This is a genomic window from Bacillus sp. 17RED48, from assembly GCF_019837545.1.
Lineage (GTDB): Bacteria > Bacillota > Bacilli > Bacillales > Bacillaceae_G > Bacillus_A > Bacillus_A wiedmannii.
Genome location: NZ_JADAXG010000002.1, coordinates 1,139,610 through 1,163,517, shown reverse-complemented (window position 1 = coordinate 1,163,517; position 23,908 = coordinate 1,139,610). Strand labels below are relative to the sequence as shown.

Sequence of the window (23,908 nt, the reverse complement as noted above, 5' to 3'; positions counted from 1 at the left end):
CGAATGAATATGAAAAATGAGCTTCATGTAATCTCAAATGGTCACATGTCATTCGAAGAGTTAGTGAATGTAGCGATGCAAATTGAAAGTGAGATTGACTATTTGCATATTCGTGAGCGTGAGAAAAGTACGAAGGATTTGTATGAAGGTGTGGAAAGTCTTTTGAAGAAAGGCTTTCCGGCATCAAAAATAGTGATAAATGATCGAATTGATATCGCTATTTTATTAAACATTCCACGCGTGCAGCTCGGATATCGAAGCGCCAATGTAAGGTCAGTGAAAGAAAAGTTTTCTTATTTGCATGTCGGCTATTCTGTACATTCTTTAGAAGAGGCGATCGATGCATTTAAGAATGGAGCGGATTCCCTCGTCTATGGTCATGTATTTCCGACAGATTGTAAAAAAGGTGTGCCAGCGAGAGGGCTTGAAGAGGTTTCAGGCATTGCAAAGTGTTTATCCATACCGATTACAGCAATTGGCGGAATTACCACGGAAAATATCGGGGATGTTCTTACTAACGGTGTCAGTGGTATTGCTGTTATGTCTGGGATTATAAGTAGTAGTAACCCGTATAGCAAAGCGAAATCTTATAAGGAATCAATAAGAAAGTGGGCGGAAAAACATGTGTAAGAAGTATGATGTAGCGATAATTGGCGGTGGTGTAATCGGTAGTTCAGTTGCACATTTTCTAGCAGAAAGAGGACATAAAGTAGCGATTGTAGAGAAGCAAAGGATTGCATCTGAAGCTTCGAAAGCAGCTGCTGGTTTACTCGGGGTTCAGGCAGAATGGGATGCATATGACCCGTTATTTGAACTTGCTAGAGAAAGCCGTGCTATATTTCCACAACTTGCAGCAGTTTTACGTGAAAAAACAGGCATCGATATTGGGTATGAAGAGAAAGGCATTTATCGCATTGCCCAAAATGAAGATGAGAAGGAAAGAATTCTTCACATTATGGAGTGGCAGCAGAAAACAGGTGAAGATTCTTACTTTCTAATGGGAGATCGTTTACGAGAGAAAGAGCCGTGTCTATCTGAGTCAATTATAGGTGCTGTATATTATCCAAAAGATGGTCATGTTATTGCACCAGAGCTTACGAAAGCATTCGCACATTCCGCATCAATTTCGGGTGCTGATATATATGAACAGACAGAAGTGTGTGATATTCGTATTGAAAATAATAAAGTGACTGGGATTGTTACAAGCGAAGGTATTATGGCGTGCGAGAAAGTTGTGATTGCGGGTGGTTCATGGAGCACGAAGTTACTAGGTTATTTTCACCGCGAATGGGGTACATATCCAGTTAAAGGAGAAGTAGTAGCGGTAAGAAGTAGAAAACCACTTTTAAAGGCACCTATTTTCCAAGAAAGATTTTACATTGCCCCAAAGCGTGGTGGACGTTACGTAATTGGAGCAACGATGAAGCCTCATACGTTTAATAAAACAGTGCAACCAGAAAGTATTACTTCTATATTAGAGCGCGCGTATACAATATTGCCAGCTTTAAAAGAAGCAGAGTGGGAAAGCGCATGGGCAGGGTTAAGACCTCAATCGAATCACGAAGCTCCTTATATGGGAGAGCATGAAGAAATAAAAGGTTTATATGCTTGTACTGGACATTATCGAAACGGTATTTTATTAAGTCCTGTTTCTGGTCAGTATATGGCTGATTTAATAGAAGGAAAGCAGGAGAATCATTTGCTAGATTCATTGCTTTCTAAAACAGTTTAGAAAGGGGATGGAAGTTTGAATTTAAAAATTAATGGTAACCAACTTGAAGTGCCAGAGAGTGTGAAAACAGTGGCTGAGCTACTTACGCATTTAGAGTTAGATAACAGAATTGTAGTAGTAGAGCGTAATAAAGATATTTTACAAAAAGATGATCATACAGATACATCTGTTTTTGATGGAGACCAAATTGAGATTGTAACTTTCGTAGGAGGCGGTTGATTATGTTAAACATTGGACCATTTTCATTTCATTCTAGACTTTTATTAGGAACAGGGAAATTCCCTGATTTTGATGTACAGCAAAAGGCAATTGATGTATCTGAGGCTGAGGTTTTAACGTTCGCAGTACGTCGTATGGATATATTTGATGCAAAGCAGCCTAATTTATTAGAGAAACTTGATGTGAAAAAATATACGTTATTACCGAATACAGCTGGAGCAAAAAATGCTGAAGAAGCTGTTCGTATTGCAAAATTAGCAAAAGCTTCGGGGCTTTGCGATATGATCAAAGTAGAAGTTATTGGTGATGATAGAACGTTATTACCTGATCCAGTAGAAACGTTAAAGGCATCTGAAATGTTACTAGAAGAAGGATTTATCGTACTTCCGTATACATCTGATGATGTTGTATTAGCACGTAAATTACAAGAACTAGGTGTGCATGCAATTATGCCAGGAGCATCACCAATCGGTTCAGGGCTTGGTATTGTAAATCCGTTAAATTTAAGCTTCATTATTGAACAAGCGACAGTACCAGTTATCGTTGACGCTGGTATCGGTAGCCCAGCTGATGCGGCATTTGCGATGGAATTAGGAGCGGATGGTGTGTTATTAAATACTGCTGTATCGGGAGCAAAAGATCCAATAAAAATGGCACAAGCAATGAAATTAAGTATTGAAGCAGGACGATTAGGATTTGAAGCGGGGCGTATTGCACGTAAGCGTTGTGCAACAGCAAGTAGTCCTTTAGAAGGAATGAGCGTAGTTGAATAATCGATATTCTCGCCAAGAATTATTTTCTCCAATTGGAGAAGAGGGGCAACGAAAGATAAGAGAAAAGCATGTACTCATTATCGGTGCAGGTGCATTAGGTAGTGCAAATGCAGAGATGTTTGTAAGAGCAGGTGTTGGCATAGTAACGATTGTTGACCGAGATTATGTCGATTGGAGTAATTTACAAAGGCAACAATTGTATGCAGAGAGCGATGTAGAGAATAACCTACCGAAGGCTGTAGCGGCAAAAAAGCGTCTAGAAGAAATTAATAGTGAAGTAAGAGTAAAAGCTCTCGTTCAAGATGTAACTGCTGAGGAATTAGAAGAACTCGTTACAAAGGTTGATGTAATGATTGATGCAACTGATAATTTTGAAACACGTTTTATTGTAAATGATATAGCGCAAAAGTATTCTATTCCATGGATTTACGGAGCATGTGTAGGGAGTTACGGCCTTTCTTACACAATTCTTCCTAGTAAAACGCCATGTTTATCTTGTTTATTACAATCGATTCCGCTTGGCGGAGCGACATGCGATACAGCGGGCATTATATCTCCTGCTGTATCTCTCGTCGTTTCTCATCAAGTAACGGAAGCTCTTAAACTGTTAGTGGAAGATTACGAGTCACTTCGAGATGGACTTGTATCGTTTGATGTATGGAAGAATGAATACTCATGTATGAATGTGCAAAAGCTTCGTAAGCATAATTGTCCTTCGTGTGGAGAGAATGCGATATACCCGTATTTAAATAAAGAAAATACATCGAAAACAGCAGTTTTATGCGGGAGAAATACAGTTCAAATTAGACCACCTCATAAAGAAGAAATGGATTTTGAACGATACAAAGAGCTGCTGAATGATCGTGTGAATGATTTAAATGTAAATCCATATTTATTATCATTTTCTGTGGAAGAAAAGAGATTAGTTGCTTTCAAAGATGGACGTGTACTTGTACATGGAACGAAAGATATAAGCGAAGCAAAAACGATTTATCATCGCTATTTTGGATAGAAAAGGATGAGTGGGATGAAAGTAAATAAAGCTTTAACAATTGCAGGATCTGATAGCGGCGGCGGTGCCGGCATTCAAGCAGATTTAAAAACATTCCAAGAGCTTGGTGTGTACGGGATGACGACTATTACGGCAATTACTGCTCAAAACACGCTTGGCGTTCAAGGGGTATATCCAGTTCCGTTAGAAGGCATTACGGAACAGCTGAATTCAATTGGTACGGATTTAACACCAGATGCTGTGAAATTAGGTATGTTATTTAGCAGTGAAATTATTCAAATTGTAGCAGAATATATTAATAAATTTGGCTGGAATAATATTGTGCTAGACCCTGTTATGATTGCTAAGGGCGGTGCATCATTATTACAACAAGAAGCAGTACAAGCATTAAAAGAATATTTGTTACCAGTAGCAACCGTTGTAACACCGAATGTTCCTGAGGCAGAAGTGTTAACTGGGATGGAGATTCATAATGTTGAAGATAGTAAGGAAGCTGCGAAAGTACTGCATGAATTAGGTGCGAAATACGTGCTTATGAAGGGTGGACATGCAGAATATCAAGGTAATGAGGTAATTGATTTACTCTTTGATGGTGAACAATTTATTGAATTTAGAAGTGAACGAATTCCTTCAAAGCAAACGCATGGAAGTGGGTGCACATTTGCTTCAGCGGTTACTGCAGGACTTGCGAAAGGATACTCGATTGAAGAGGCAGTTCAAGAAGCAAAACGATTTATTAGTATAGCAATTGAAGAGCCATTGAATATTGGAAGTGGTCATGGGCCGACGAATCATTTTGCATATAATTTGAATAAAACGCAAGCATAGGTAAGTAAAAAGTCAGTTGTATAGCTGGCTTTTTTTGTTTACTTTTTCCAAATACAGGAGTAATATATCAGCCAGAATACATTTTTTTGTAAACGCTGAGTCCAAATATAAGGAGCGGAGGAACCAATTTGTGCAGTGTCACTAGGGGTGAATCTTTCAATTTTGAAAGTAGGGCTACTCTCAAAGTCCGAATCCGACAGCTAACTTCGTAAGCGTCTTGAGAGAGGACGGTGCCATGATGGATACATCACTTCATCGATCTGATTAGTATAGGGGAATATCAATCTATGTTTGATTTCTTTTATGCTAAGGAGGATGAGGTACATGGAGCTAACACTTATTTGTGTTGGAGAAGAAAGTAAGGTAAATAGTTTAAGAGATTTAGTAGCATTTCAACATGAGTTAATTATTTTTACAGCAAGTGAAGAGATAGCTGCTGAAGTTAGGAATTGTGGGTTTGATTGGACTTATAGCTGTAGTAAGGCACAAGATTTTACTAGTATTTGTGAGTGTATTAAGAAGGTGATTTTACTAGGGGATGAGCTTCCAATCGTTAGCTTCTTCACAGAACACATTCGCTTTTCTTTTCAAGCACCTATTACTGTTGTTACAAGGAATAAACGATATCCAACGAGGCTCTATGAAACAATGGGAGCTACATTTGTTGTGTTTACGAATTGTGATAATATTTCTTTTTTATTTTTTGAATAGGGCGGGGGAAAAAAGATGAAGGTTTTGTTACTAGGAGATATAGCGAATCGTTGGGCGGTATCAGTAGAGCGGGTTCAAGAATTGGTGGTGCTTGATCCTATTTTTCCAAGGCCCTATATCATATTGCCATCGAAAGACGCTTTATATTTAAAAACAGATGTTATCGAATATGAGCAGCTACATGCAGAATTGTCACAAGTTTATATTCGCGGGAGAAATTTACGTGCTTTTTTACGAGGAGAATAAATAGTGAAATAAAAAGAGCGAATGCTAAGTGCAACAAGCTATGCACTTTATGTCATTCGCTCTTTTTATTTCGTATTGAAAAGATCATTTCTGTGAAAATGAAAGAAAAGACGAGTAAATAGATGAAAGAATATTAATAACACCCAATGTAAGCGTTTAAATAGATGGATATTTTCTTATTTTCAGTAATTTAGCTCTTTACAAGTTAAATATAGAGGAGTATATTTACTCTCATAAATCATTCATAAAATTTCCAAAAAAACCTAAAATCGCTGAGTTCCAGAAATGGAGCGGGGGAACCAATTTTGTGCATCGTCACTTGGGGTGAATCTTTCAGTTTTGAAAGTAGGGCTACTCTTTAGGCCCGAATCCGACAGCTAACCTCGTAAGCGTTTAGAGAGGAGGTTTACTTTGTGTTGTTCATTTCGAACACTAAGTAGAGCTTAGTGTTCTTTTTTTGATCATTTAATGGTAAATTTTTACAAAAAGAGAGGGATAGCTATGTTAGATGTTGTAATGATCGGGATTTTTGTTGTGTTAGTCGCATCGATGGCAAGTCTTGCAAGTTGGTCAGATAAAGTTGTGAAAGAAGGGAAGCAATCATGACGGTTGCCTTATCGGTTATTGTTGCAGCAATTACGGTGTACTTAGTGTATGCATTATTAAATCCAGAAAAGTTTTAATTAGGGGGAATCATTCATTATGATTTGGGTCGCAGTTGTTATTACAATGCTGTTGTTTATTCTTGTGGCAAAGCCAACGGGAATTTATTTAGAGAAAGCATTTCAAGGTAGTAAAAAGTTAGATAAAGTATTCGGGCCTTTTGAAAAACTTATTTTTAAAATTACGGGTGTAAAAGAATACAATCAAACGTGGAAACAGTACGCACTATCATTAGTTTTATTAAATGGATTTATGATTGTTGTCGTATATTTCATTTTCAGACTACAAGGGGTATTGCCATTAAATCCAGCACACATTGAAGGAATGGAGCCTACGCTCGCTTTTAATACAGCAATTAGTTTTATGGCTGATACAAACTTACAGCATTATAGCGGTGAAAATGGTTTATCTTATTTATCACAATTAATCGGAATTACATTTTTAATGTTTGCAGCACCGGCAACGACATTAGCACTCGTTATGGCATTTATAAGAGGGCTCGCTGGAAAAGAACTTGGTAACTTTTTCGTTGATTTTACGAGAGCACTAACGAGGGTTTTTCTTCCTATCGCATTTATTGCGGCGCTAGTCTTTGTCGCACTTGGTGTACCACAAACGTTAGACGGGGCCGTTACAGCACAAACGATTGATGGCGCGAAACAAAGTATATTACGTGGGCCAGTTGCATCATTCGTTTCCATTAAGGAACTTGGAAATAACGGCGGTGGATTTTTCGGAGCAAACTCTACGCATCCTTTTGAAAACCCAGGACAAATGAGTAATATTTTGCAAATGATGCTTATGATGTTATTGCCAACAGCACTTCCATTTACGTACGGACGAATGGTAGGAAATAAAAAACAAGGTCGTATTCTCTTCGTATCACTATTCATGGTGTTTCTACTAGGGTTTATAACGATTACGACATCTGAACTAAATGGAAATCCAGCGTTAAACGGAATGGGTATCGAGCATGTACAAGGAAGTACAGAAGGAAAAGAAGTACGATTTGGAACGGTATTTTCTTCCCTATACGCAACAGTGACGACAGCTGCTGAAACAGGAGCCGTTAATACGATGCATGATACGTTAACACCAATTGGCGGGTTAGTACCACTCGTAAATATGATGTTAAATACAGTGTATGGCGGCGTTGGAGCAGGCTTTGTGAACATTATTATGTATGCGATTATCGCAGTCTTTATATCTGGATTGATGGTTGGACGGACACCAGAGTTTTTAGGTAAGAAAATTGAAGGTAAGGAAATGAAATTAATTGCGGTAACGATACTATTTCATCCACTGCTTATTTTAGGGTTTTCAGCATTAGCTCTTTCAACAAGTTTAGGAACGGATGCCATTTCTCATTCTGGTTTCCATGGTTTAACGCAAGTGGTATATGAATACACATCGTCGGCTGCGAATAATGGATCTGGATTTGAAGGGTTAGCGGATAATACACCGTTTTGGAATATTACAACTGGCTTAGTTATGTTTTTAGGGCGCTATTTCAGTTTAATTACGATGCTAGCTGTTGCAGCTTCATTGAAAGAAAAGACGGTAGTACCAGAAACAGTCGGAACGTTCCGTACAGATAATAGTTTATTTGGCGGCATTTTCATCGGAACAATTGTAATTGTCGGTGCATTAACATTCTTCCCGATGTTAGTACTCGGCCCAATTGCAGAATTTCTTACATTGAAGTAATGGAGGGTAAATGATGAGACCGGTAGTAGTAAAAGAAAAGAGAGTAAATGAGTCACAAATACATGCTGTAGAAGATGAAGTTAGACAAGCAAAAACGATGGATCGTGATATCGTGACACATGCGATGAAACAATCCTTTGCGAAATTGAACCCGAAAGTCATGATAAAGAATCCGATTATGTTCGTTGTAGAAATTGGATTTATCATTACGTTCATTTTATCTTTTCTTCCAAGTCATTCTAGTAGTGTACCAGGATGGTTTAATATAACAGTTTCTCTCATTCTCTTGTTTACAGTTTTATTTGCTAACATTGCAGAAGCGTTAGCGGAAGGGCGGGGGAAAGCGCAAGCTGATTCTTTAAAACAGTCGAAGAAAGATGTGTTTGCAAATGTTGTAAAAGAAAATGGAGACATTGTTCAAGTTTCGGCAACTGATCTGAGAAAAGATGACGTTGTTATTGTAAAACAAGGAGAAATGATTCCAAGTGATGGGGAAGTAATTAAAGGATTAGCGTCTGTTGATGAATCTGCGATTACAGGGGAATCAGCTCCTGTAATAAAAGAAGCGGGCGGTGATTTTTGTTCCGTAACAGGCGGAACGATGGTCGTAAGTGATGAGATTACAATTGTCATTACGAGTAATCCTGGTGAATCATTTATTGATAAAATGATTTCGTTAGTAGAAGGAGCTGCTCGTCAAAAAACGCCGAATGAAATTGCTTTAAATACAGTATTAACGAGTTTAACGCTTATTTTCTTAATCGTTGTTGTGACGTTGCCGATTTTTACAAACTATTTAGGATTTCAAATTGATACAGCTGTACTTGTAGCGTTGTTAGTTTGTTTAATTCCAACGACAATTGGTGGTTTATTATCAGCAATTGGTATTGCTGGGATGGACCGCGTGACAAAGTTCAATGTGTTAGCGATGTCGGGTAAAGCAGTAGAAGCTGCGGGTGATATTAATACAATCATTTTAGATAAAACAGGTACGATTACTTTCGGGAACCGAATGGCACATACATTGCTTCCTGTAGGAAATGAGACGATTGAGCAAGTAGGGAAATGGGCCGCGATTAGTTCAGTCTTAGATGAAACACCAGAAGGTCGATCAGTTATAGAATATGTAAAAACGAAAGCTATATCATATAATCGAGAAATTGCAGAGCAAGGTGAGTTTATCCCGTTCAAAGCAGAAACGAGAATGAGTGGTGTGGATTTACAGGACGGAACGAAAGTGAGAAAAGGTGCTGTAGGTAGCGTAATTGAATGGGTTAGGTCACAAGGTGGAACGATTCCGAAAGATGTAAATCAAAAAGCAGATTCCATTTCCAAAGAGGGCGGGACACCACTTGTAGTTGCAGTGGATAATCGTATTTACGGTTTAATTTATTTAAAGGATACAGTAAAGCCAGGTATGCGTGAGCGTTTTGAACAATTGCGCCAAATGGGGATTAAAACGGTTATGTGTACAGGTGATAACCCGTTAACAGCAGCAACGATTGCAAAAGAAGCAGGGGTAGATGAGTTTGTTGCTGAGTGTAAGCCAGAAGATAAAATTGCGGTTATTAAAGCAGAGCAAGATAAAGGGAAACTTGTAGCGATGACAGGTGATGGTACAAATGATGCGCCGGCATTAGCGCAGGCTGACGTTGGATTAGCGATGAATAGTGGTACGACAGCTGCGAAAGAAGCAGCGAATATGATTGATTTAGATTCGAACCCGACAAAAATTATTGAGGTTGTAGGGATTGGTAAGCAATTGTTAATGACGCGTGGTGCGTTAACGACGTTTAGTATTGCGAACGATATTGCAAAATATTTTGCAATCATTCCAGCGATGTTTACACTTGCGATTCCGCAAATGGAGGCATTAAACATTATGAAACTAACATCACCACTGTCAGCGATTTTATCAGCATTACTATTTAATGCAGTTATTATTCCATTACTCATTCCATTGGCGATGAAAGGTATCGCATATAAACCAATGAGTTCGAATGCACTACTTGGCCGAAACCTACTTATTTATGGACTTGGCGGAGTGATTGTACCATTCATTGGAATTAAAGTAATTGATATAATTGTCGGCTTGTTCATATAAGGAAGAGGGGAAAAAGATGGCGAAGAAACAAAGTATACTATCACCAATTATCCGTATTACTTTTACATTTTTAGTGTTGTGCGGGCTTGTATATCCGCTTATTGTTACTGGTATTGCACAAGCAGTAATGAAGGATAATGCGGATGGAAGTTTAATATATAATGATAAAAATGAAGTGATTGGTTCTAAATTAATTGGCCAAAATTTTACAGATCCACGTTATTTTCATGGGCGTGTTTCTAGTATTGAATATAAGGCAGAAGCATCTGGTTCAAATAACTATGCACCGTCTAATCCAGATTTAGAGAAACGAGTAGAGAAAAGTATTGAAGAGTGGAAGAAACAAAACCCAACTGTTCCAGTTACAGAAGTGCCGATCGATTTAGTGACAAATTCAGGTTCAGGGCTTGATCCTGATATTAGTCCGAAGGCAGCTTCTGTACAGGTAGAGCGTATCTCAAAAATAACGAAAGTTCCGAAAGAAACGTTAGATCAATTGATTAAAGATCAAACGGAAGGTGCGGCACTTGGCTTATTTGGGGAGAGCCGCGTAAATGTTTTAAAGTTAAATTTAGAATTACAGAAACTACTGAAATAGTAACAGTGCTACCTCAATCTAACGGATTGAGGTAGTGTTGTTTCGAAAGAAAGGTTGTGAGTGTTTTGTATGCGGATGACTATAAACCAACGTTTCAAAGGCGAACACCAGAAGAGTATTTAGAATATATTCGTCAGCAAAACCGCGGGAAGTTAAAGCTATATGTAGGGGCGGCTCCAGGAGTAGGGAAAAGTTATAAAATGCTACTTGATGCTAGAGAGATGAAAAAGGATGGTATTGATATTGTAATTGGTTTAATTGAAACACATGGGAGGGAAGAGACAGAAGAAGCGATTGCTGATTTAGAAAAAGTCCCTTTAAAAGAAATAGATTATAAAGGAAAGGGATTTTATGAGCTTGATGTGGAAAGAATCATAAAGCGGGCACCACAAATTGTTGTTGTGGATGAACTTGCGCATAGTAATATTCCCGGATCGAAAAATAAGAAACGTTACATGGATGTGCAGGAATTGTTAGATGCCGGTATATCTGTATTATCAGCATTTAATATTCAACATTTAGAAAGTGTTCATGACATTGTAGCTCAAATTACAAATGTAAAAGTAAGAGAGCGTATTCCAGATTTTATTTTGCAAAAAGCAAATGAAATTCAACTTGTTGATGCAACACCTGAGGTACTCCGGAAGAGATTAATCGATGGAAAGATATATAAGGAAGAAAAAATTCAACAAAGCTTACAAAACTTCTTTACGCTTAATAATTTAGGGGCACTCAGAGAATTATCCCTTCGGGAAGTAGCAGATGATATGGACGAGAAAATTAGCCAAACCGTTATAGAACCGATTGGTGTAAAAGAAAAAATTCTCGTTTGTGTACAATACAGTTCAACAGCAGAGAAATTAATACGGAGAGGTTGGCGTATGGCGGATCGCTTAAACGCTGAATTGTATGTATTAAATGTTGAAAGGGAAAATATAGAGTCCCTTTCAGCAGGGAAAAAGCAAACGATTGAAGAGTGGAAGTTGCTAACGAATCAATTTGATGCGAGTTTTGTTTTAGAAGAAGCAAAAGGAAGAAAGCCAGCGGATGTTATTATTGAAGTCGCGAAAAGACTACAAGTAACGCAAATTTTACTCGGACAATCAGCAAGAACAAGGTGGGAAGAAATTCGAAAAGGTTCAATTGTAAATGAAATTATGAGAGAAACGAAGTATATTGATATTCATATCGTTGCAGATCAAAGAGTTTAGAATAGAGACCATCTATAGGTCTCTATTTTGCTTTTTGTACAGCCTGAAAACGTAGCATTTTCATTGCGCATAAAATGATAAATAGAAATGTAATTGCACCTAGGAAGAAAATCCAAAAGTAATTTTGATTAAATACAAGAAAGCCACCTACAAGTGGCCCTGTGCCCATACCGAGATAGCGTATGAAGTTATACATACCGATGGCTGTTGCGCGTTCTTGTACGAATTCTTCCGTTAATAAAGTAGTGTGAGTTGGCATAGAAAGTCCCATACTAAAACCGTATAAAGATGTAACGATAATGATGAATGAGATATTGATGCTATATGTGAAAGAGAATAAAGTGACACATATAATATTGAAGAAACTAGTGATGAATAAAGCTTGCTTTGTTGTGAGGCATTTTTGCAAAAGCTTGTAGCAATAACTTCCTAACATAATAGAAAGGGACATCGGTACAAATATAAGACCAATTTTACTTGCAGTTAAGTGAAATGAATTTGTTAAAATGCTTGGTAAAAAAACGAGGAAGCAAAAGTAAATACAAAATTGAATGAAGCCAATAAGAGTAATAGAAAATCCAGTTTTATTTTTTAAGATAAACCAGTAACTCTTTTTTGCTTGCGGTTGCTTAATTACAGTTGGTTTTGTTTCTGGAAGTAGTGAAATGTTTATAATTAATAAGAGAATGCCAAGTGTAGATAAAAATAAAAATACGTATAAATGGCCATTTATACTGCCGAGATAACCACCTATAAGAGGGCCAATTGCAGGTGCGAGAGCAAGTAACATTTGATACAGGCTCATCGCTTCTCCGCGTTCTTTTCCTTCAAATAAATCACCGATAATCGTTGCTGCAACTACAGGGATAGCTGCTATTCCTATAGCTTGAACAGCCCTAAAAAATAGAAATAAATAAATGTTCGCCGAAAAAGCACATCCGATTGAACCAATTGTACTAATGATTAAACTAGGGATAAGGACAGATTTTCTCCCTTTTGTATCAATTAAAGGTCCATATATGAGCTGCATAATTGCAAGAACGAATGTGAATAGTGAAACTGTTACATTTATTAGATAAAGAGAAGTGTGAAAAGAAGCTTGAATCATAGGCAAGATAGGCGTGTAAATATTTTGAGCGAAGGAACCGAGTAAGGCACTCATACAGACAACGTATAAAATGAAATGTAGTTTGGATTTTTTCATTATGTTAACCTCCTTGTAATTTAGTTTCCTTGGAAACTAAATTTATTTTAACATGTTTTTCTCACTTGTAAATATGAAAAAATGATTTTAAAATGGTATATAGTTAAATTGTTTCTTTGGAAACTTAGGGGGCGAACGGATTGGAACGTACAATGAAACAAATGGAAATAATTTCGGACATTCGTACACTTTTGCATAAAAAAGAAGAACATTTGAAAGGGCAAAATGAGAAGTTTCTTCGTGAGACAGGTATAAGTGGTATGTCTTTATCTGAATTACATGTGATCGAGTGTATCGGAAAAAATGCTCTGATGAATGTAACTGCTATTACGACAGAAATGGGAATGACAAAGGGTGCAATCTCTAAAATTTGTACAAAGTTGTTTCAAAAGCAATTCGTTGAGAAGATGCAAATGTTAGATAATCAAAAAGAAATTTTCTTTCGCTTAACGGAAAGCGGAAATGAAATATATAAAGCTCATGATAAATTGCATAAACAAGCTGAAGAAAAGTGGCTGCTACTGTTAGATGGATATACGGAAGAAGAGCAAAATTTTATTCAAAGGTTTATAAAGGATGTCTCCAAACATCTGGAAATATAATTGGAAGAAAAAACTCCTTTATTTCAAGCCTTTTGAATATAATTTCTAAAAAAACTCATATATAATAGAGAAAGATACTTAACATAGTGAATAATTAAAGAGTCAATATATAAAGAGGAGAGAATAACATGCTTGAAAATACGGGATTAGTATTAGAAGGCGGCGGTATGCGTGGTGTATATACGGGCGGGATATTAGAATATTTTATGGAACAAGATTTATATTTTCCATATGTAATTGGTGTGTCAGCCGGTGCTTGTCATGCAGCGTCGTATCTTTCCAGACAAAGAAATAGAAATAAAACAGTAAATATTGATTATGCATCACACCCACAATATTTATCGTATAAAAATTTATGGAGAAAACGCCAATTGTTTGATATGGAGTTCATTTTTCATGAAATTCCAGAAAAACATGTCCCGTTTGACTTTGAAACATATTTTAATAGTCCAGAGCGTTTCCTTGTAGGCACAACAGATTGTGAAACAGGACAGTCTGTTTATTTTGAAAAAGAGGGAACGAATGATGATGCACTAAATTTATTACAAGCATCTAGTTCATTACCTTTCATTGCACCTGTAGTAAATTACCGTGGTAAGCAGTTATTAGATGGCGGGATTTCGGATCCGATTCCAGTTCGTAAAGCGCAAGAAGATGGATTTAAAAAATCAGTCGTTATTTTAACGAGAAATCAAGGTTATGCTAAGAAAAAGTCAAAGTTTGGATGGGTGGCAGCGAAAGCTTATAAAAAATATCCGAAACTTGTTAATACGATGTTGAATCGTTATGAAGTATATAATGAAACACTTCACTACATTGAAAAAGAAGAGCAAGCTGGGAACTTATTTGTTATTCGTCCAGAAGTACAGCTTCAAGTAGATCGTATGGAAAAAGATACGGCAAAACTACAAAACCTATATGAGCAAGGCTATGAAGATGCAAAGAGACAGTTTGCAAATTTACAGTCGTTTTTACAAAAATAAGTATTAGGCTGTGGAGAAGAGTTTCTCCGCAGCCTTTTTATATTGCTTTTAAAAAGATGTATTAATGTTTAAGTGTTTAAAGAGTTTGTAAAACATCGGGTTTCTTATTGAGGAGAATTTATTTGAAGGATATTATGATGATGTAACGCTACTAAACTATTAAATTTATGAGGTGATTGTTAATGAAAGGAAAAGTTTTTTCAATTACGACTTTAGTAATATTAGCAACATCAATCTCAACAAGTGCATTCTATCCAACTCTAAGCGGTCACAAAAGCGGTAACCTACTATCTTACAGAGCTCAAACTACTACGAATCAAAATGCATCTCGTTGTTCAGTAGCAATTTCTTTTATTAAATCAAATGGAAATAATTCATATATTGAAAGCGCTTCGGACAAATTAGGATCCCATGAATCTGGAAGAGCATTAAACGCAACTGTGAGTAATGGTGCATATAACGCCTTTGGTGCAAAAGGACTATACTCTGAGCATTATGCTAATGAGAATAATGACTATCAAGAAGATACACACAAAGGTACTTTTGATAGTAATGGTAACTTACGATTACAGTGGTAAAAAGCATTGAACAGTTGTCTTAATAAATATTTGCATAAGGAGAAGGGGATGTTCATCATCTCCTTCTTATTTAAAAGGAGCACAGACATGTACCTAGCTTTTAAAAATATAAAAAACAACAAACTATTTTCCGTAATTCTTCTTATGGCATTTTTTATTTCTTTTCTTTCTATATCAGTAGCTGCGCTTTTAACAGAATCTAAACGGAATTTTATATCTGCTTTTCAAATCGGTTTCCCAGAAAACAATCAAATTTTAACTGTTCCGATAGCGAATGCAACTGAATTGGAAGAAATAATTCCTTTCATACAAGATACTTTTGTGAAAAGTGATATTTACGTAGAGTATTTAAAAGCATTAAATAGTTCAGGGGCAACAAAGATCATAGCTGTGAATTTAAAAGATGATTATTATTGGAAGCCATATATTTCTGAAGGACAATATTTTCATCGTGAAAATGTAAATCATATGGTTGTTGGTGATCAAACGAATGTAGAGGAATTATATGAATTTGATGATACATATAAAAAAATAGGAACTATATCGAGAAAAGACAGTGACGTCGGTGTAGCAGGCATATACGTTCCACTTCAAAACTTACCTACTATATCTAAAAAAGGTATTATCGCGAGTAAACAATTACAATTAACAGTTGTTAATCCTACATCATCTATTCATAACGAAATAAAAAAGTTTATGGATAGGAGTAAAGAAGTGCTTTCGGGAGATGTTCAAATACTGAATGAACGAGATCTTCAGGAACTACATGTGACACATATAGATCCAGCAAATAAGTATTATTATAAATTCATTCTTGTTGCAATTGTTTCTGGCATTTCTGCGGTTTTATTTTGGATTTATAAAAAAGAACGAGAGATTTCATTAAAAAAGGCAGTAGGTGCTTCTAATATATCTATTTACTGCGAACTATATATTCAAATTTTGTTTATTTCTCTAGCAGCGATGTTCTTAGTTTTTATTACGCTAGAAATATTTTCGGGAACAATTCATACGTATTTTCAGACATACTTAGTAAAACCGTTAACACTATATGTAATGATATGTAATGTTGTTTTTATAATTTTTCTTACATTTTTTGTTACTGTAATTCCAATCAAGCACGTTATAAATATATATCCCGGAAAACATTTAAGAACGTAGGAGGTCGTCATGTTTTTTATATTTGATTCTATACGGTCTGTGAAAAAACGGTTGTTACCAAGTTTGATTATAGTAATTTCTTTAATTATTGCATTTTCTTCAGCAATAGAGTTTGTTAGTAATCTTTCGGGATATCGAAAAATGATGACGGTAGCAAATAATTTATCGACTCATAAAAATTTCTATGAACTTTATGCGACGCAAGATATAACATTGTTTAGCGAAGAAAAAGCGAAAAGTGATTATCAACATTTCATTCAAGGGTTATCTAATACGATACCAATAACAAATAAAACTAATTATCTGTTCCGTAACTATTCACTTAGTTTAAAAAATGAAAATGGAACGATAAAGACTCTTATTGTTGATAAAGATATTAATAAATACTTTCATATACGAATTTCACAAGGAAGATATTTTGAGGAATCGGAATTTCATAAATCAGTATTTGATAGTAGACCTGTTATATTAGGGGCTAATTATAAAGGAAAGGTATCTATTGGTGATATCATACCATCTGGAAAAATGAAACTAAAAGTAATTGGCTTTTTAGAAAGAAATTCAGCATTTACATATCCTCGAAGCGGTGAAATATCGGATAATCGTATTACATTATTAGATGACATGGTGATTTTACCAATTGGAACAGAAGAAATAGAGTTCTATAGTGTAGACCTTTTATATAATGGGTTAATTATAGAAACAAATGAGAAGATAAATATGAATGAATTTCAAAAGAAAGTATTAAAGGTAACAGAAGGTAAGGGGTATTCGTATTATGTTACAAATCCGGATAAATTATTAGAAAATGAAAAGCAAGGCATTGATAATATGTCATATCCCTTATTATTAAGCGGTACAGTCTTATCTTTTTCATTTATATCTATTTTATTAACATCAATGGCCACGCTTTATATGGAACGTAAAAATATTTCTATTAAATCAGCATTAGGAGCAAGTACTTTTCAACTATGTCTTCCGTTTGTTATTGAGTATATGTTGTTATTCACTTTATCTGTATGTATAGGAATTATGTATTTCCAATGGGAGAATAGCGGAGTAATTGAAATTCAGAAAGGGCTAGAAAATAGTATAGTATCTTTCTTTGGAACGTTAAAAGTCTCTATAGAATCATTGATTGTTATAGGTGCTCTATCAATTGTAATGATCCTCATTATATATGCAATCATTTATTTCAATGTACTAAAAATAAAAAATACATATATGAAAGAGGTGCTATAGATGATTCAGCTCGCAAATGTGGCTAAGGGATACGGAAAGAGTAATTTTAGTGCTTTAAAAGATATTAATCTTACAATAGAAAAAGGCGAAATGATAGCAATTATGGGACCATCTGGTTCAGGGAAATCCACCTTGCTTAACATTATTGGTTTAATTGATAGCCCCTCTACTGGAAAGTATTTTTTAGATGGCATGGATACGAGTACATTAAAGTCAAACTATCATAAGTATAGAAATAAGGAAGTTGGATTTGTGTTTCAGAACTTTTCGCTACTAGATGATTATACAGTTATTGAAAATGTAATGCTCCCGCTTATATATAGAAAAATTTCTCATAAGAAACGTATACAAATATCAAAAGAAATGCTGGAAATGGTAGGGATTGAGAGGCATATTAACAAATATCCTTACGAGTTATCAGGTGGAGAACAGCAAAGAACAGCAATAGCAAGGGCTTTAGCACAAGACACAAAAATTATACTCGCTGATGAACCAACTGGTGCTCTTGATCAAGAAAACGGGAAGAAAATTATGAGCATCTTAAAAGAGATTCATAAACAAGGGAAAACGGTGCTAGTTGTTACACATGATCAAAAGGTAGCTGCATACTGCCAGAGGACGATACGTTTGCTTGATGGATATATGGTGTAATGTGGATAAAAGTATGTGGAGAGGTGATAATGGTTATTTCATCTGTTTTCATTCAAAAATATAGTAAAGAATTACAGGTGAATGAAAAATATTCATAATTTTTAACTCCTTTTATCTTTTTCATAGTTTAGGAATAGTGGAGGCTTTCGTATGATTTTCTTATTTATAGTATATTTTGTGATCATTATGACATTAGTAATGACGTTTCTTCTTTCAAAAAAATCATATAAGAAGCCTATTATTAAATATATACCAACGTTAATATTGTTTATTTTTGCTTTCATTTCTTCTGTTATGTTTGTATTGAATAACGGAATGGGAGCGCTGATGATAGCGGTCTCTTTAGGAATTACAGCGATAGTGAACGGTCTTTTACTTCTTGCATTGAAAGTAGCTCGTTTGATTGTTGCAAAAGGAAAGTAGCGCATCGAATTTCGATGCGCTACTTTTTTATGTATAAAAAAAATCCCTCTTTATGAGGGATTTTAATGTGGTAAGAATACCAATTGATAAGCAAACAAAATTCCAAATACGTATACAAGTGGGTGAACAGAACGGAATTTACCTTTTGCCACTTTCATAAGTGGGTATGAAATAAATCCAAGTGCGATACCTGTTGCGATACTTGATGTAAGTGGCATGCTTAAGATTACTAAGAATGCTGGGAATGCTTCATCAAATGCGTCCCAATCGATGTGGCGAACTGATCCCATCATAAGACTACCAACGATAATTAATGATGGTGCAGTAATAGCTGATACACCAGAAACGGCACTTACTAATGGTCCGAAGAATGCTGCTAGTGCGAATAAAACAGCTACTGTAACAGTTGTTAAACCAGTACGACCACCAGCTGCAACACCAGCAGATGATTCAATGTACGCTGTTGATGGTGTTGTTCCGAACATAGAACCGATTGTTGCTGAGAATGAGTCAGATAGAAGAGCTCGTCCAGCTTTTGGAAGCTTTCCATCTTTCATAAATCCACCTTGTTGAGCAACGCCAAGTAATGTACCTGTTGTATCGAATAATGTAACAAGGAAGAATGAAAATACAACGCCGTATAATCCGTAGTTAATTACATCAGATACTGCAGTAATTGGATTGGAAACGATGATTCCTTCTGGTAATCCAGGCATTGATGTAACGCCGTTTGAGAATGTTAATTGTCCTGTGAAGTAAGCAATAATACCAGTTAATAGCATTCCAATAAATAGTGCACCATTTACATTTAAAGACATAAGGACAATTGTAATTCCAAGTCCAGCTAATGCTAGTAGTACTGGAGCAGAGTGAAGATCACCAAGTCCAACTAAGTTTGCTTCATTTTTTGTAACTATACCTGTTAAACGTAAACCGATAAAGGCAATGAAAAGGCCGATACCCGCAGTAATTGCATGTTTTAAGTTTTCAGGAATTGCTTCCATTAATTTTGTACGGAAAGAAGTGAATGATAACAAAATTAAGATCATACCTGCTACGAATACAGCAGAGAATGCAATTGCGAAAGTCATGCCTTCATGAGCTTTTACAACAGAATAAGAGAAGTAAGCATTTAATCCCATACCTGGTGCAATTGCGATTGGTAAGTTTGTAAAGATCGCCATAAATAATGTTCCGACAACAGCAGCGATAATTGTTGCTGTAAATGCTTGTTCAAATGGAACTCCTGCATCCCCAAGGATGACAGGGTTTACGACAATGATATATGCCATTGTTAAGAAGGTAATAATACCTGCCATAATTTCAGTTTTAATAGAAGTTTTATGTTTTGAAAGGTTAAACATATAAACATCCTTTCTGTTTACGAATAATTTTCACAACAGTTATATATAATATTCGTTTTTTAACTATTTTGCAATAGTTTTGCATAAAAAGTTTATAACAATTCATATTTTATGTCCTAAATTCGAATATTAATCGTAAACCGATTTGCGAATTTCAGTTTTTATTGTGCGCATTATAAGGAAAAGGAGTTGAAAGAAGCTATGCCACAGCAAAAAAACTTTGTAACAATGCCTGCGCAACATCAAAATAAACAGCCTGGTATTGAATCATTAATGAATCCACTTCCGCAGTTTGAAGATCCAAATTATAAAGGAAGTGAAAAGTTAAAAGGAAAAAATATATTAATTACAGGAGGAGACAGTGGGATTGGAAGAGCTGTTTCCATCGCTTTTGCAAAAGAGGGAGCAAATATCGCGATTGCTTATTTAGATGAAGATGGAGATGCAAATGAGACGAAGCAACGTGTAGAACAAGAAGGGGTAAAGTGTGTATTGTTGCCGGGTGATTTAAGTAATGAACAACATTGTAAAGATATTGTAGAAGAGACCGTTCGGCAGCTAGGTAGTTTACATGTTTTAGTAAATAATGTCGCGCAGCAATATCCGCAGCAAGGATTAGAGTATATTACAGCAGAACAGCTAGAAAAGACTTTTCGTATTAATATTTTTTCTTATTTTCACGTTACGAAAGCAGCACTTTCTCATTTAAAACAAGGAGATGTCATTATAAATACGGCGTCTATCGTTGCGTATGAAGGAAATGAAACTTTAATTGATTATTCGGCAACGAAAGGAGCAATCGTAGCTTTTACAAGATCACTGTCTCAATCGTTAGTGCAAAAAGGAATTCGTGTAAATGGTGTTGCGCCGGGACCAATTTGGACGCCACTTATTCCATCGAGCTTTGATGAGAAGAAAGTCTCTCAGTTTGGGAGTAATGTCCCGATGCAAAGACCTGGTCAACCATATGAATTAGCACCAGCATACGTATATTTAGCGTCTGGTGATTCCACATATGTGACAGGGCAAATGATACATGTAAACGGAGGCGTTATCGTCAATGGATAGTTTTCATTTATAAGAGCAAAGTAAAGCTAATCGCATTTATTATGATACTAGTGCTAGGGAGGATTTAGATGAAGAAAGTATTGTTTATCGTAATCCTATTTTTCTGCCTACCAGCTAGCGCTTTTGCTAATACAGATCATTTAATTTTAGTGAACCTTACGACGAATCAGCTATCTTTTTTTGAAGAGGGAAATTATACGAAAACATTTCCAATAACGACGGGAAGGGATAGTACCCCAACGCCTGAAGGTAATTTTTGTATTATAACTAAATATAAAAATAAAGAATACCATCGAAAAAAAATAGCTGGGGGTGCGCCGAATAACCCTCTTGGTACGAGGTGGCTTGGGCTAGACAAGAATGAATATGCGATTCACGGGACAAATCGAGAATGGACGATTGGAAGCAGAGAGTCGAATGGTTGTATTCGCATGCATGACCGGGATATAAAATGGTTATATGATCGGGTGCAATTACAGACGAAAGTAATCATTTCTCGTTTTCATACGAGCCCTGAATATGAAGCGAATAAGCTTGGTTACCGCGTTGTGAGCTGGAACGGTCGTAAAGTAGAAGAAGAGCAAATTGGCATGCTTACGTTAGTAGACCGTGCCGAAATATATTGGCAAGAACCAAATGGGCAGTTAACAAAAGTGAAAACGGTATTGCCAAACGAAAGATATGCAGTGTATTCAAAACGAAAAGAAGGAATATATTATATAGGAAACAATTTGTATATAGTGGATGAAACTGGAGAAAAAATTCGTTATGAGCAAATTCCTACTTCGACCTTAAGTAATATATATAAACGGAAATATAATATTCCGTAATGGCTACCGTATTATAGACGGTAGCTTATTTCTACTTCGAGTTTAACTGCAACTATTGTATTTTGCTGAATATAATACAGTACAGATAGGGGGCGGTTACATTATGAAAAGTGAATTTGCTTTTAAAATCTTCTTAGTAACGACCTGTTTATTTATCGTGTATTTGTATGCGTTTCTCGTTTTTTCTTTTTATGTTCCATATGTTGATTTAATATTGTTCTTCGGATTTATTTGGGCATTTGTGAAAGCAAGAGAAGGAGAGAAGAGTATATATCGGCGCATTACCTTATGTGGGACAGTTGTTCTCGTTATTTTGTACTTTTTTATCATGCATGATTTTTGGAGAGGAATGTAAAAAAGCATACGAGTAATCGTATGCTTTTTTGTTTAATATTTTGGCTTAAATGTATGACAACAAGTTTCTACACTTGTTGTTACAGAACTTTCTAGCGTCTCGTTTGTTAAAACCGCGCCTGTATATGAACCATTTGCATTTGATCCAGATTCTTGTGCATCTGGTTGAACAACGATTGCATTTGCTTGACAAAAGTTACCTTGTCCCCAAAATGAGCAATTGGAAACAGAGCATTTTACTTCTGGCATAAAACCCCCTCCTTATACATTAGTTTGGGATTTTACGCCCATTTCATGTGTAGAAGGAGTTTCCTTTTCTCGTTATTTTTTCGTTTGCTCAAGCCATTCTTTTAATTTGTCTTCCGGTTGTTCACCACTAATACGGCTTACTTCTTTGCCATCTTTAAAGTGAATGATTGTTGGAGTTCCTTTAATTTTATATTCATCCCAAGGAACATCTAGTTTTTCAATATCCATAACTTTCATATCAACGTTCAAGTCTTTAGCCATTGGTACTACGACAGGAGATAGCTTTTGACAATGAACACAAGATGTTTGATAAAAGTATACTGTTTCTTCTTTTTTCTCTTTTAAATTCTTTTGAAGATCTGAAAGAGAGATTTTGTTTGTGTAGTAGTCAGGGCCATTTGTCTTACTATCAGTAGCATTATCAATTTTCTGGCTAGTAGCGTTTTTTTCTTCCATTTGTGTAACAGCAAAAATTGCTGCAAACAAGGCGATAATAATACCAAATATAAGCATTTTTTTCATTTTTTCATCTCCTTATTTGTTTTTTATTACAATAAAACTACAAACAGCGATTGTAATAAAGCCGATAAGTGCTAAAAACGGGATTGTAATAAAACCAAACCAGTTTATGAATTCTCCGGTGCAGGGTACACGTCCGCAAGCTGCTCCAGCAGCTGAAAATGCTGCGACTTTTTGAATTGCATAGTGATATAAAGAAATACAAGCACCAATACTTGCAATTGGTAAAGAATAACTTGCGATGCGATAATCTTTCTTTGCTACAGCTATACCAAGCCATAAAACGAATGGATACATAATAATACGTTGATACCAACAAAGTACACAAGGTTCAAATTTCATGATTTCGGAAAAATAAAGACTTCCTAGTGTAGCGATAAAAGAAGCTCCCCACGCGGTAAGTAAAGCATATTCTTGCTTTTTTTCTCGTCTCATATTTTATACCTCTCTTATAATAGTTACATACTAAATTATAGTATGAAGTGGCACAGAAAAGAAAGAAAAAATATGTTTATCAATAAAAGTTTTATAAGAGGAAACTTTTATTGATATCAATATTTAAAAAAGCGCCATTCTCCTGAAGAGAATAGCGCTATATTTTACATTTGAATTTGCTCTACTTCTTCTATATGTGACTTTTGAGATGCATGGTCAATATATTGAAATAGGAGCTGCAATTGTTTATCAACTTCTGGCATTTCTTTACTGTATTGATAAGCGTGTAAAAAATGTTCAATACGCTTAGAAAATAATTGATCGTTCGTTTGAACCATAAGAACGAGTAATTTATCCCAATTACAGCTATACGTGTAATAGAGAGCTTTGTCATAGTCGTTATATGTTTGCACTGTGTACCCTCCTTACTGAGGAGTTATA

The 23,908-nt window shown here is 35.7% G+C and carries 30 protein-coding genes and 2 riboswitches; of the genes, 24 read left to right on the top strand and 6 right to left on the bottom strand.

Annotated features, from left to right (window positions below):
- Positions 1-9: 9 nt before the first annotated feature.
- The 14 genes from tenI to kdpDN all read left to right on the top strand — a co-directional run bounded on the left by tenI (position 10) and on the right by kdpDN (position 11,804).
- A complete protein-coding gene (tenI, locus tag ILT06_RS12830; RefSeq protein WP_088047981.1) occupies positions 10-630 on the top strand; it encodes a thiazole tautomerase TenI in 621 nt (206 codons plus the stop codon).
- The gene (gene thiO, locus ILT06_RS12825) at positions 623-1,732 is read left to right on the top strand and encodes a glycine oxidase ThiO (protein WP_088047980.1); all 1,110 of its coding nucleotides are present in this window, start codon (positions 623-625) and stop codon (positions 1,730-1,732) included. The genes tenI and thiO overlap by 8 nt, the downstream gene beginning before the upstream one ends.
- Before the next feature lie 15 nt (positions 1,733-1,747).
- Positions 1,748-1,951, top strand: a complete 204-nt coding sequence (gene thiS, locus ILT06_RS12820; protein WP_001049510.1) for a sulfur carrier protein ThiS — start codon at positions 1,748-1,750, stop codon at positions 1,949-1,951.
- Between the two features lie 2 nt (positions 1,952-1,953).
- Positions 1,954-2,724, top strand: coding sequence for a thiazole synthase (gene thiG, locus ILT06_RS12815; RefSeq protein ID WP_000931995.1), 771 nt, complete (start codon positions 1,954-1,956; stop codon positions 2,722-2,724).
- Complete coding sequence (gene thiF / locus ILT06_RS12810; protein WP_064473923.1) at positions 2,717-3,736, top strand: thiazole biosynthesis adenylyltransferase ThiF; 1,020 nt, start codon at positions 2,717-2,719, stop codon at positions 3,734-3,736. The genes thiG and thiF overlap by 8 nt, the downstream gene beginning before the upstream one ends.
- A gap of 6 nt (positions 3,737-3,742) precedes the next feature.
- Entirely contained in the window at positions 3,743-4,564 is an 822-nt protein-coding gene (thiD, locus tag ILT06_RS12805; RefSeq protein WP_098111380.1) for a bifunctional hydroxymethylpyrimidine kinase/phosphomethylpyrimidine kinase, read from the top strand.
- A gap of 83 nt (positions 4,565-4,647) precedes the next feature.
- A riboswitch (cyclic di-AMP (ydaO/yuaA leader) is annotated at positions 4,648-4,795 on the top strand.
- A 93-nt stretch (positions 4,796-4,888) separates the two neighbouring features.
- Positions 4,889-5,275 (top strand): hypothetical protein, encoded by a 387-nt coding sequence (locus ILT06_RS12800; RefSeq protein ID WP_142289398.1) that lies wholly within the window; start codon positions 4,889-4,891, stop codon positions 5,273-5,275.
- A gap of 15 nt (positions 5,276-5,290) precedes the next feature.
- Entirely contained in the window at positions 5,291-5,521 is a 231-nt protein-coding gene (locus ILT06_RS12795; protein ID WP_000866315.1) for a hypothetical protein, read from the top strand.
- Between the two features lie 260 nt (positions 5,522-5,781).
- Positions 5,782-5,927: riboswitch (cyclic di-AMP (ydaO/yuaA leader) on the top strand.
- A gap of 95 nt (positions 5,928-6,022) precedes the next feature.
- Entirely contained in the window at positions 6,023-6,127 is a 105-nt protein-coding gene (locus ILT06_RS12790) for a SipW-dependent-type signal peptide-containing protein (RefSeq protein ID WP_000887889.1), read from the top strand.
- Positions 6,124-6,204, top strand: coding sequence for a K(+)-transporting ATPase subunit F (gene kdpF, locus ILT06_RS12785; protein WP_000214976.1), 81 nt, complete (start codon positions 6,124-6,126; stop codon positions 6,202-6,204). Before ILT06_RS12790 ends, kdpF begins: the two co-directional genes overlap by 4 nt.
- Before the next feature lie 19 nt (positions 6,205-6,223).
- Positions 6,224-7,891, top strand: coding sequence for a potassium-transporting ATPase subunit KdpA (kdpA, locus tag ILT06_RS12780; RefSeq protein WP_064473919.1), 1,668 nt, complete (start codon positions 6,224-6,226; stop codon positions 7,889-7,891).
- Between the two features lie 13 nt (positions 7,892-7,904).
- Positions 7,905-9,995: a potassium-transporting ATPase subunit KdpB gene (gene kdpB, locus ILT06_RS12775; protein WP_154132034.1), complete on the top strand. Its 2,091-nt coding sequence runs from the start codon at positions 7,905-7,907 to the stop codon at positions 9,993-9,995.
- A gap of 16 nt (positions 9,996-10,011) precedes the next feature.
- Positions 10,012-10,593 carry a K(+)-transporting ATPase subunit C gene (gene kdpC, locus ILT06_RS12770; RefSeq protein WP_088047978.1) on the top strand — a complete coding sequence of 194 codons (582 nt, stop codon included), beginning with the start codon at positions 10,012-10,014 and terminating at the stop codon, positions 10,591-10,593.
- Positions 10,594-10,649: 56 nt separating this feature from the next.
- Positions 10,650-11,804, top strand: coding sequence for a KdpD-like non-kinase potassium sensor (gene kdpDN, locus ILT06_RS12765; RefSeq protein ID WP_222655152.1), 1,155 nt, complete (start codon positions 10,650-10,652; stop codon positions 11,802-11,804).
- A 22-nt stretch (positions 11,805-11,826) separates the two neighbouring features.
- On the opposite strand, the gene ILT06_RS12760 is transcribed toward kdpDN, so the two are convergent.
- Positions 11,827-13,008, bottom strand: a complete 1,182-nt coding sequence (locus ILT06_RS12760; RefSeq protein WP_088047977.1) for an MFS transporter — start codon at positions 13,006-13,008, stop codon at positions 11,827-11,829.
- Between the two features lie 152 nt (positions 13,009-13,160).
- Between ILT06_RS12760 and ILT06_RS12755 the strand changes: the two genes are divergently transcribed.
- The 7 genes from ILT06_RS12755 to ILT06_RS12725 all read left to right on the top strand — a co-directional run bounded on the left by ILT06_RS12755 (position 13,161) and on the right by ILT06_RS12725 (position 18,648).
- Positions 13,161-13,610 carry a MarR family transcriptional regulator gene (locus tag ILT06_RS12755; RefSeq protein ID WP_370458114.1) on the top strand — a complete coding sequence of 150 codons (450 nt, stop codon included), beginning with the start codon at positions 13,161-13,163 and terminating at the stop codon, positions 13,608-13,610.
- Positions 13,611-13,738: 128 nt separating this feature from the next.
- Entirely contained in the window at positions 13,739-14,593 is an 855-nt protein-coding gene (locus tag ILT06_RS12750; protein WP_000892705.1) for a patatin-like phospholipase family protein, read from the top strand.
- Positions 14,594-14,775: 182 nt separating this feature from the next.
- Positions 14,776-15,171, top strand: coding sequence for a hypothetical protein (locus ILT06_RS12745; RefSeq protein ID WP_064473913.1), 396 nt, complete (start codon positions 14,776-14,778; stop codon positions 15,169-15,171).
- Positions 15,172-15,258: 87 nt separating this feature from the next.
- Entirely contained in the window at positions 15,259-16,332 is a 1,074-nt protein-coding gene (locus ILT06_RS12740) for an ABC transporter permease (protein WP_064473912.1), read from the top strand.
- Positions 16,333-16,341: 9 nt separating this feature from the next.
- Positions 16,342-17,574, top strand: a complete 1,233-nt coding sequence (locus tag ILT06_RS12735) for an ABC transporter permease (protein ID WP_064473911.1) — start codon at positions 16,342-16,344, stop codon at positions 17,572-17,574.
- A complete protein-coding gene (locus tag ILT06_RS12730; RefSeq protein WP_088047973.1) occupies positions 17,575-18,225 on the top strand; it encodes an ABC transporter ATP-binding protein in 651 nt (216 codons plus the stop codon).
- 150 nt (positions 18,226-18,375) lie between these two features.
- Positions 18,376-18,648: a hypothetical protein gene (locus ILT06_RS12725; protein ID WP_064473909.1), complete on the top strand. Its 273-nt coding sequence runs from the start codon at positions 18,376-18,378 to the stop codon at positions 18,646-18,648.
- 62 nt (positions 18,649-18,710) lie between these two features.
- Here ILT06_RS12725 and ILT06_RS12720 read toward each other — a convergent pair whose 3' ends face one another.
- Positions 18,711-20,012 (bottom strand): NCS2 family permease, encoded by a 1,302-nt coding sequence (locus tag ILT06_RS12720; RefSeq protein WP_000482733.1) that lies wholly within the window; start codon positions 20,010-20,012, stop codon positions 18,711-18,713.
- 201 nt (positions 20,013-20,213) lie between these two features.
- On the opposite strand from ILT06_RS12720, the gene ILT06_RS12715 reads away from it, so the two are divergent.
- From ILT06_RS12715 to ILT06_RS12705, 3 genes are all read left to right on the top strand, one after another.
- The gene (locus tag ILT06_RS12715) at positions 20,214-21,080 is read left to right on the top strand and encodes an SDR family oxidoreductase (protein ID WP_064473908.1); all 867 of its coding nucleotides are present in this window, start codon (positions 20,214-20,216) and stop codon (positions 21,078-21,080) included.
- A 68-nt stretch (positions 21,081-21,148) separates the two neighbouring features.
- Entirely contained in the window at positions 21,149-21,910 is a 762-nt protein-coding gene (locus ILT06_RS12710) for a L,D-transpeptidase (protein WP_064473907.1), read from the top strand.
- Positions 21,911-22,013: 103 nt separating this feature from the next.
- Entirely contained in the window at positions 22,014-22,265 is a 252-nt protein-coding gene (locus ILT06_RS12705) for a hypothetical protein (protein WP_000834190.1), read from the top strand.
- Positions 22,266-22,297: 32 nt separating this feature from the next.
- Here the strand turns inward: ILT06_RS12705 and ILT06_RS12700 are convergent, their stop codons facing one another.
- The 4 genes from ILT06_RS12700 to ILT06_RS12685 all read right to left on the bottom strand — a co-directional run bounded on the left by ILT06_RS12700 (position 22,298) and on the right by ILT06_RS12685 (position 23,880).
- Positions 22,298-22,513 carry a DUF1540 domain-containing protein gene (locus ILT06_RS12700; RefSeq protein ID WP_064473906.1) on the bottom strand — a complete coding sequence of 72 codons (216 nt, stop codon included), beginning with the start codon at positions 22,511-22,513 and terminating at the stop codon, positions 22,298-22,300.
- A gap of 72 nt (positions 22,514-22,585) precedes the next feature.
- Positions 22,586-23,035 carry a thioredoxin family protein gene (locus ILT06_RS12695; RefSeq protein ID WP_222655151.1) on the bottom strand — a complete coding sequence of 150 codons (450 nt, stop codon included), beginning with the start codon at positions 23,033-23,035 and terminating at the stop codon, positions 22,586-22,588.
- Positions 23,036-23,047: 12 nt separating this feature from the next.
- On the bottom strand, positions 23,048-23,467 hold the full coding sequence (locus ILT06_RS12690; RefSeq protein ID WP_064473904.1) for a disulfide formation protein C: 420 nt from the start codon (positions 23,465-23,467) through the stop codon (positions 23,048-23,050).
- 164 nt (positions 23,468-23,631) lie between these two features.
- Complete coding sequence (locus tag ILT06_RS12685) at positions 23,632-23,880, bottom strand: YhdB family protein (protein ID WP_001195461.1); 249 nt, start codon at positions 23,878-23,880, stop codon at positions 23,632-23,634.
- Positions 23,881-23,908: the final 28 nt, after the last annotated feature.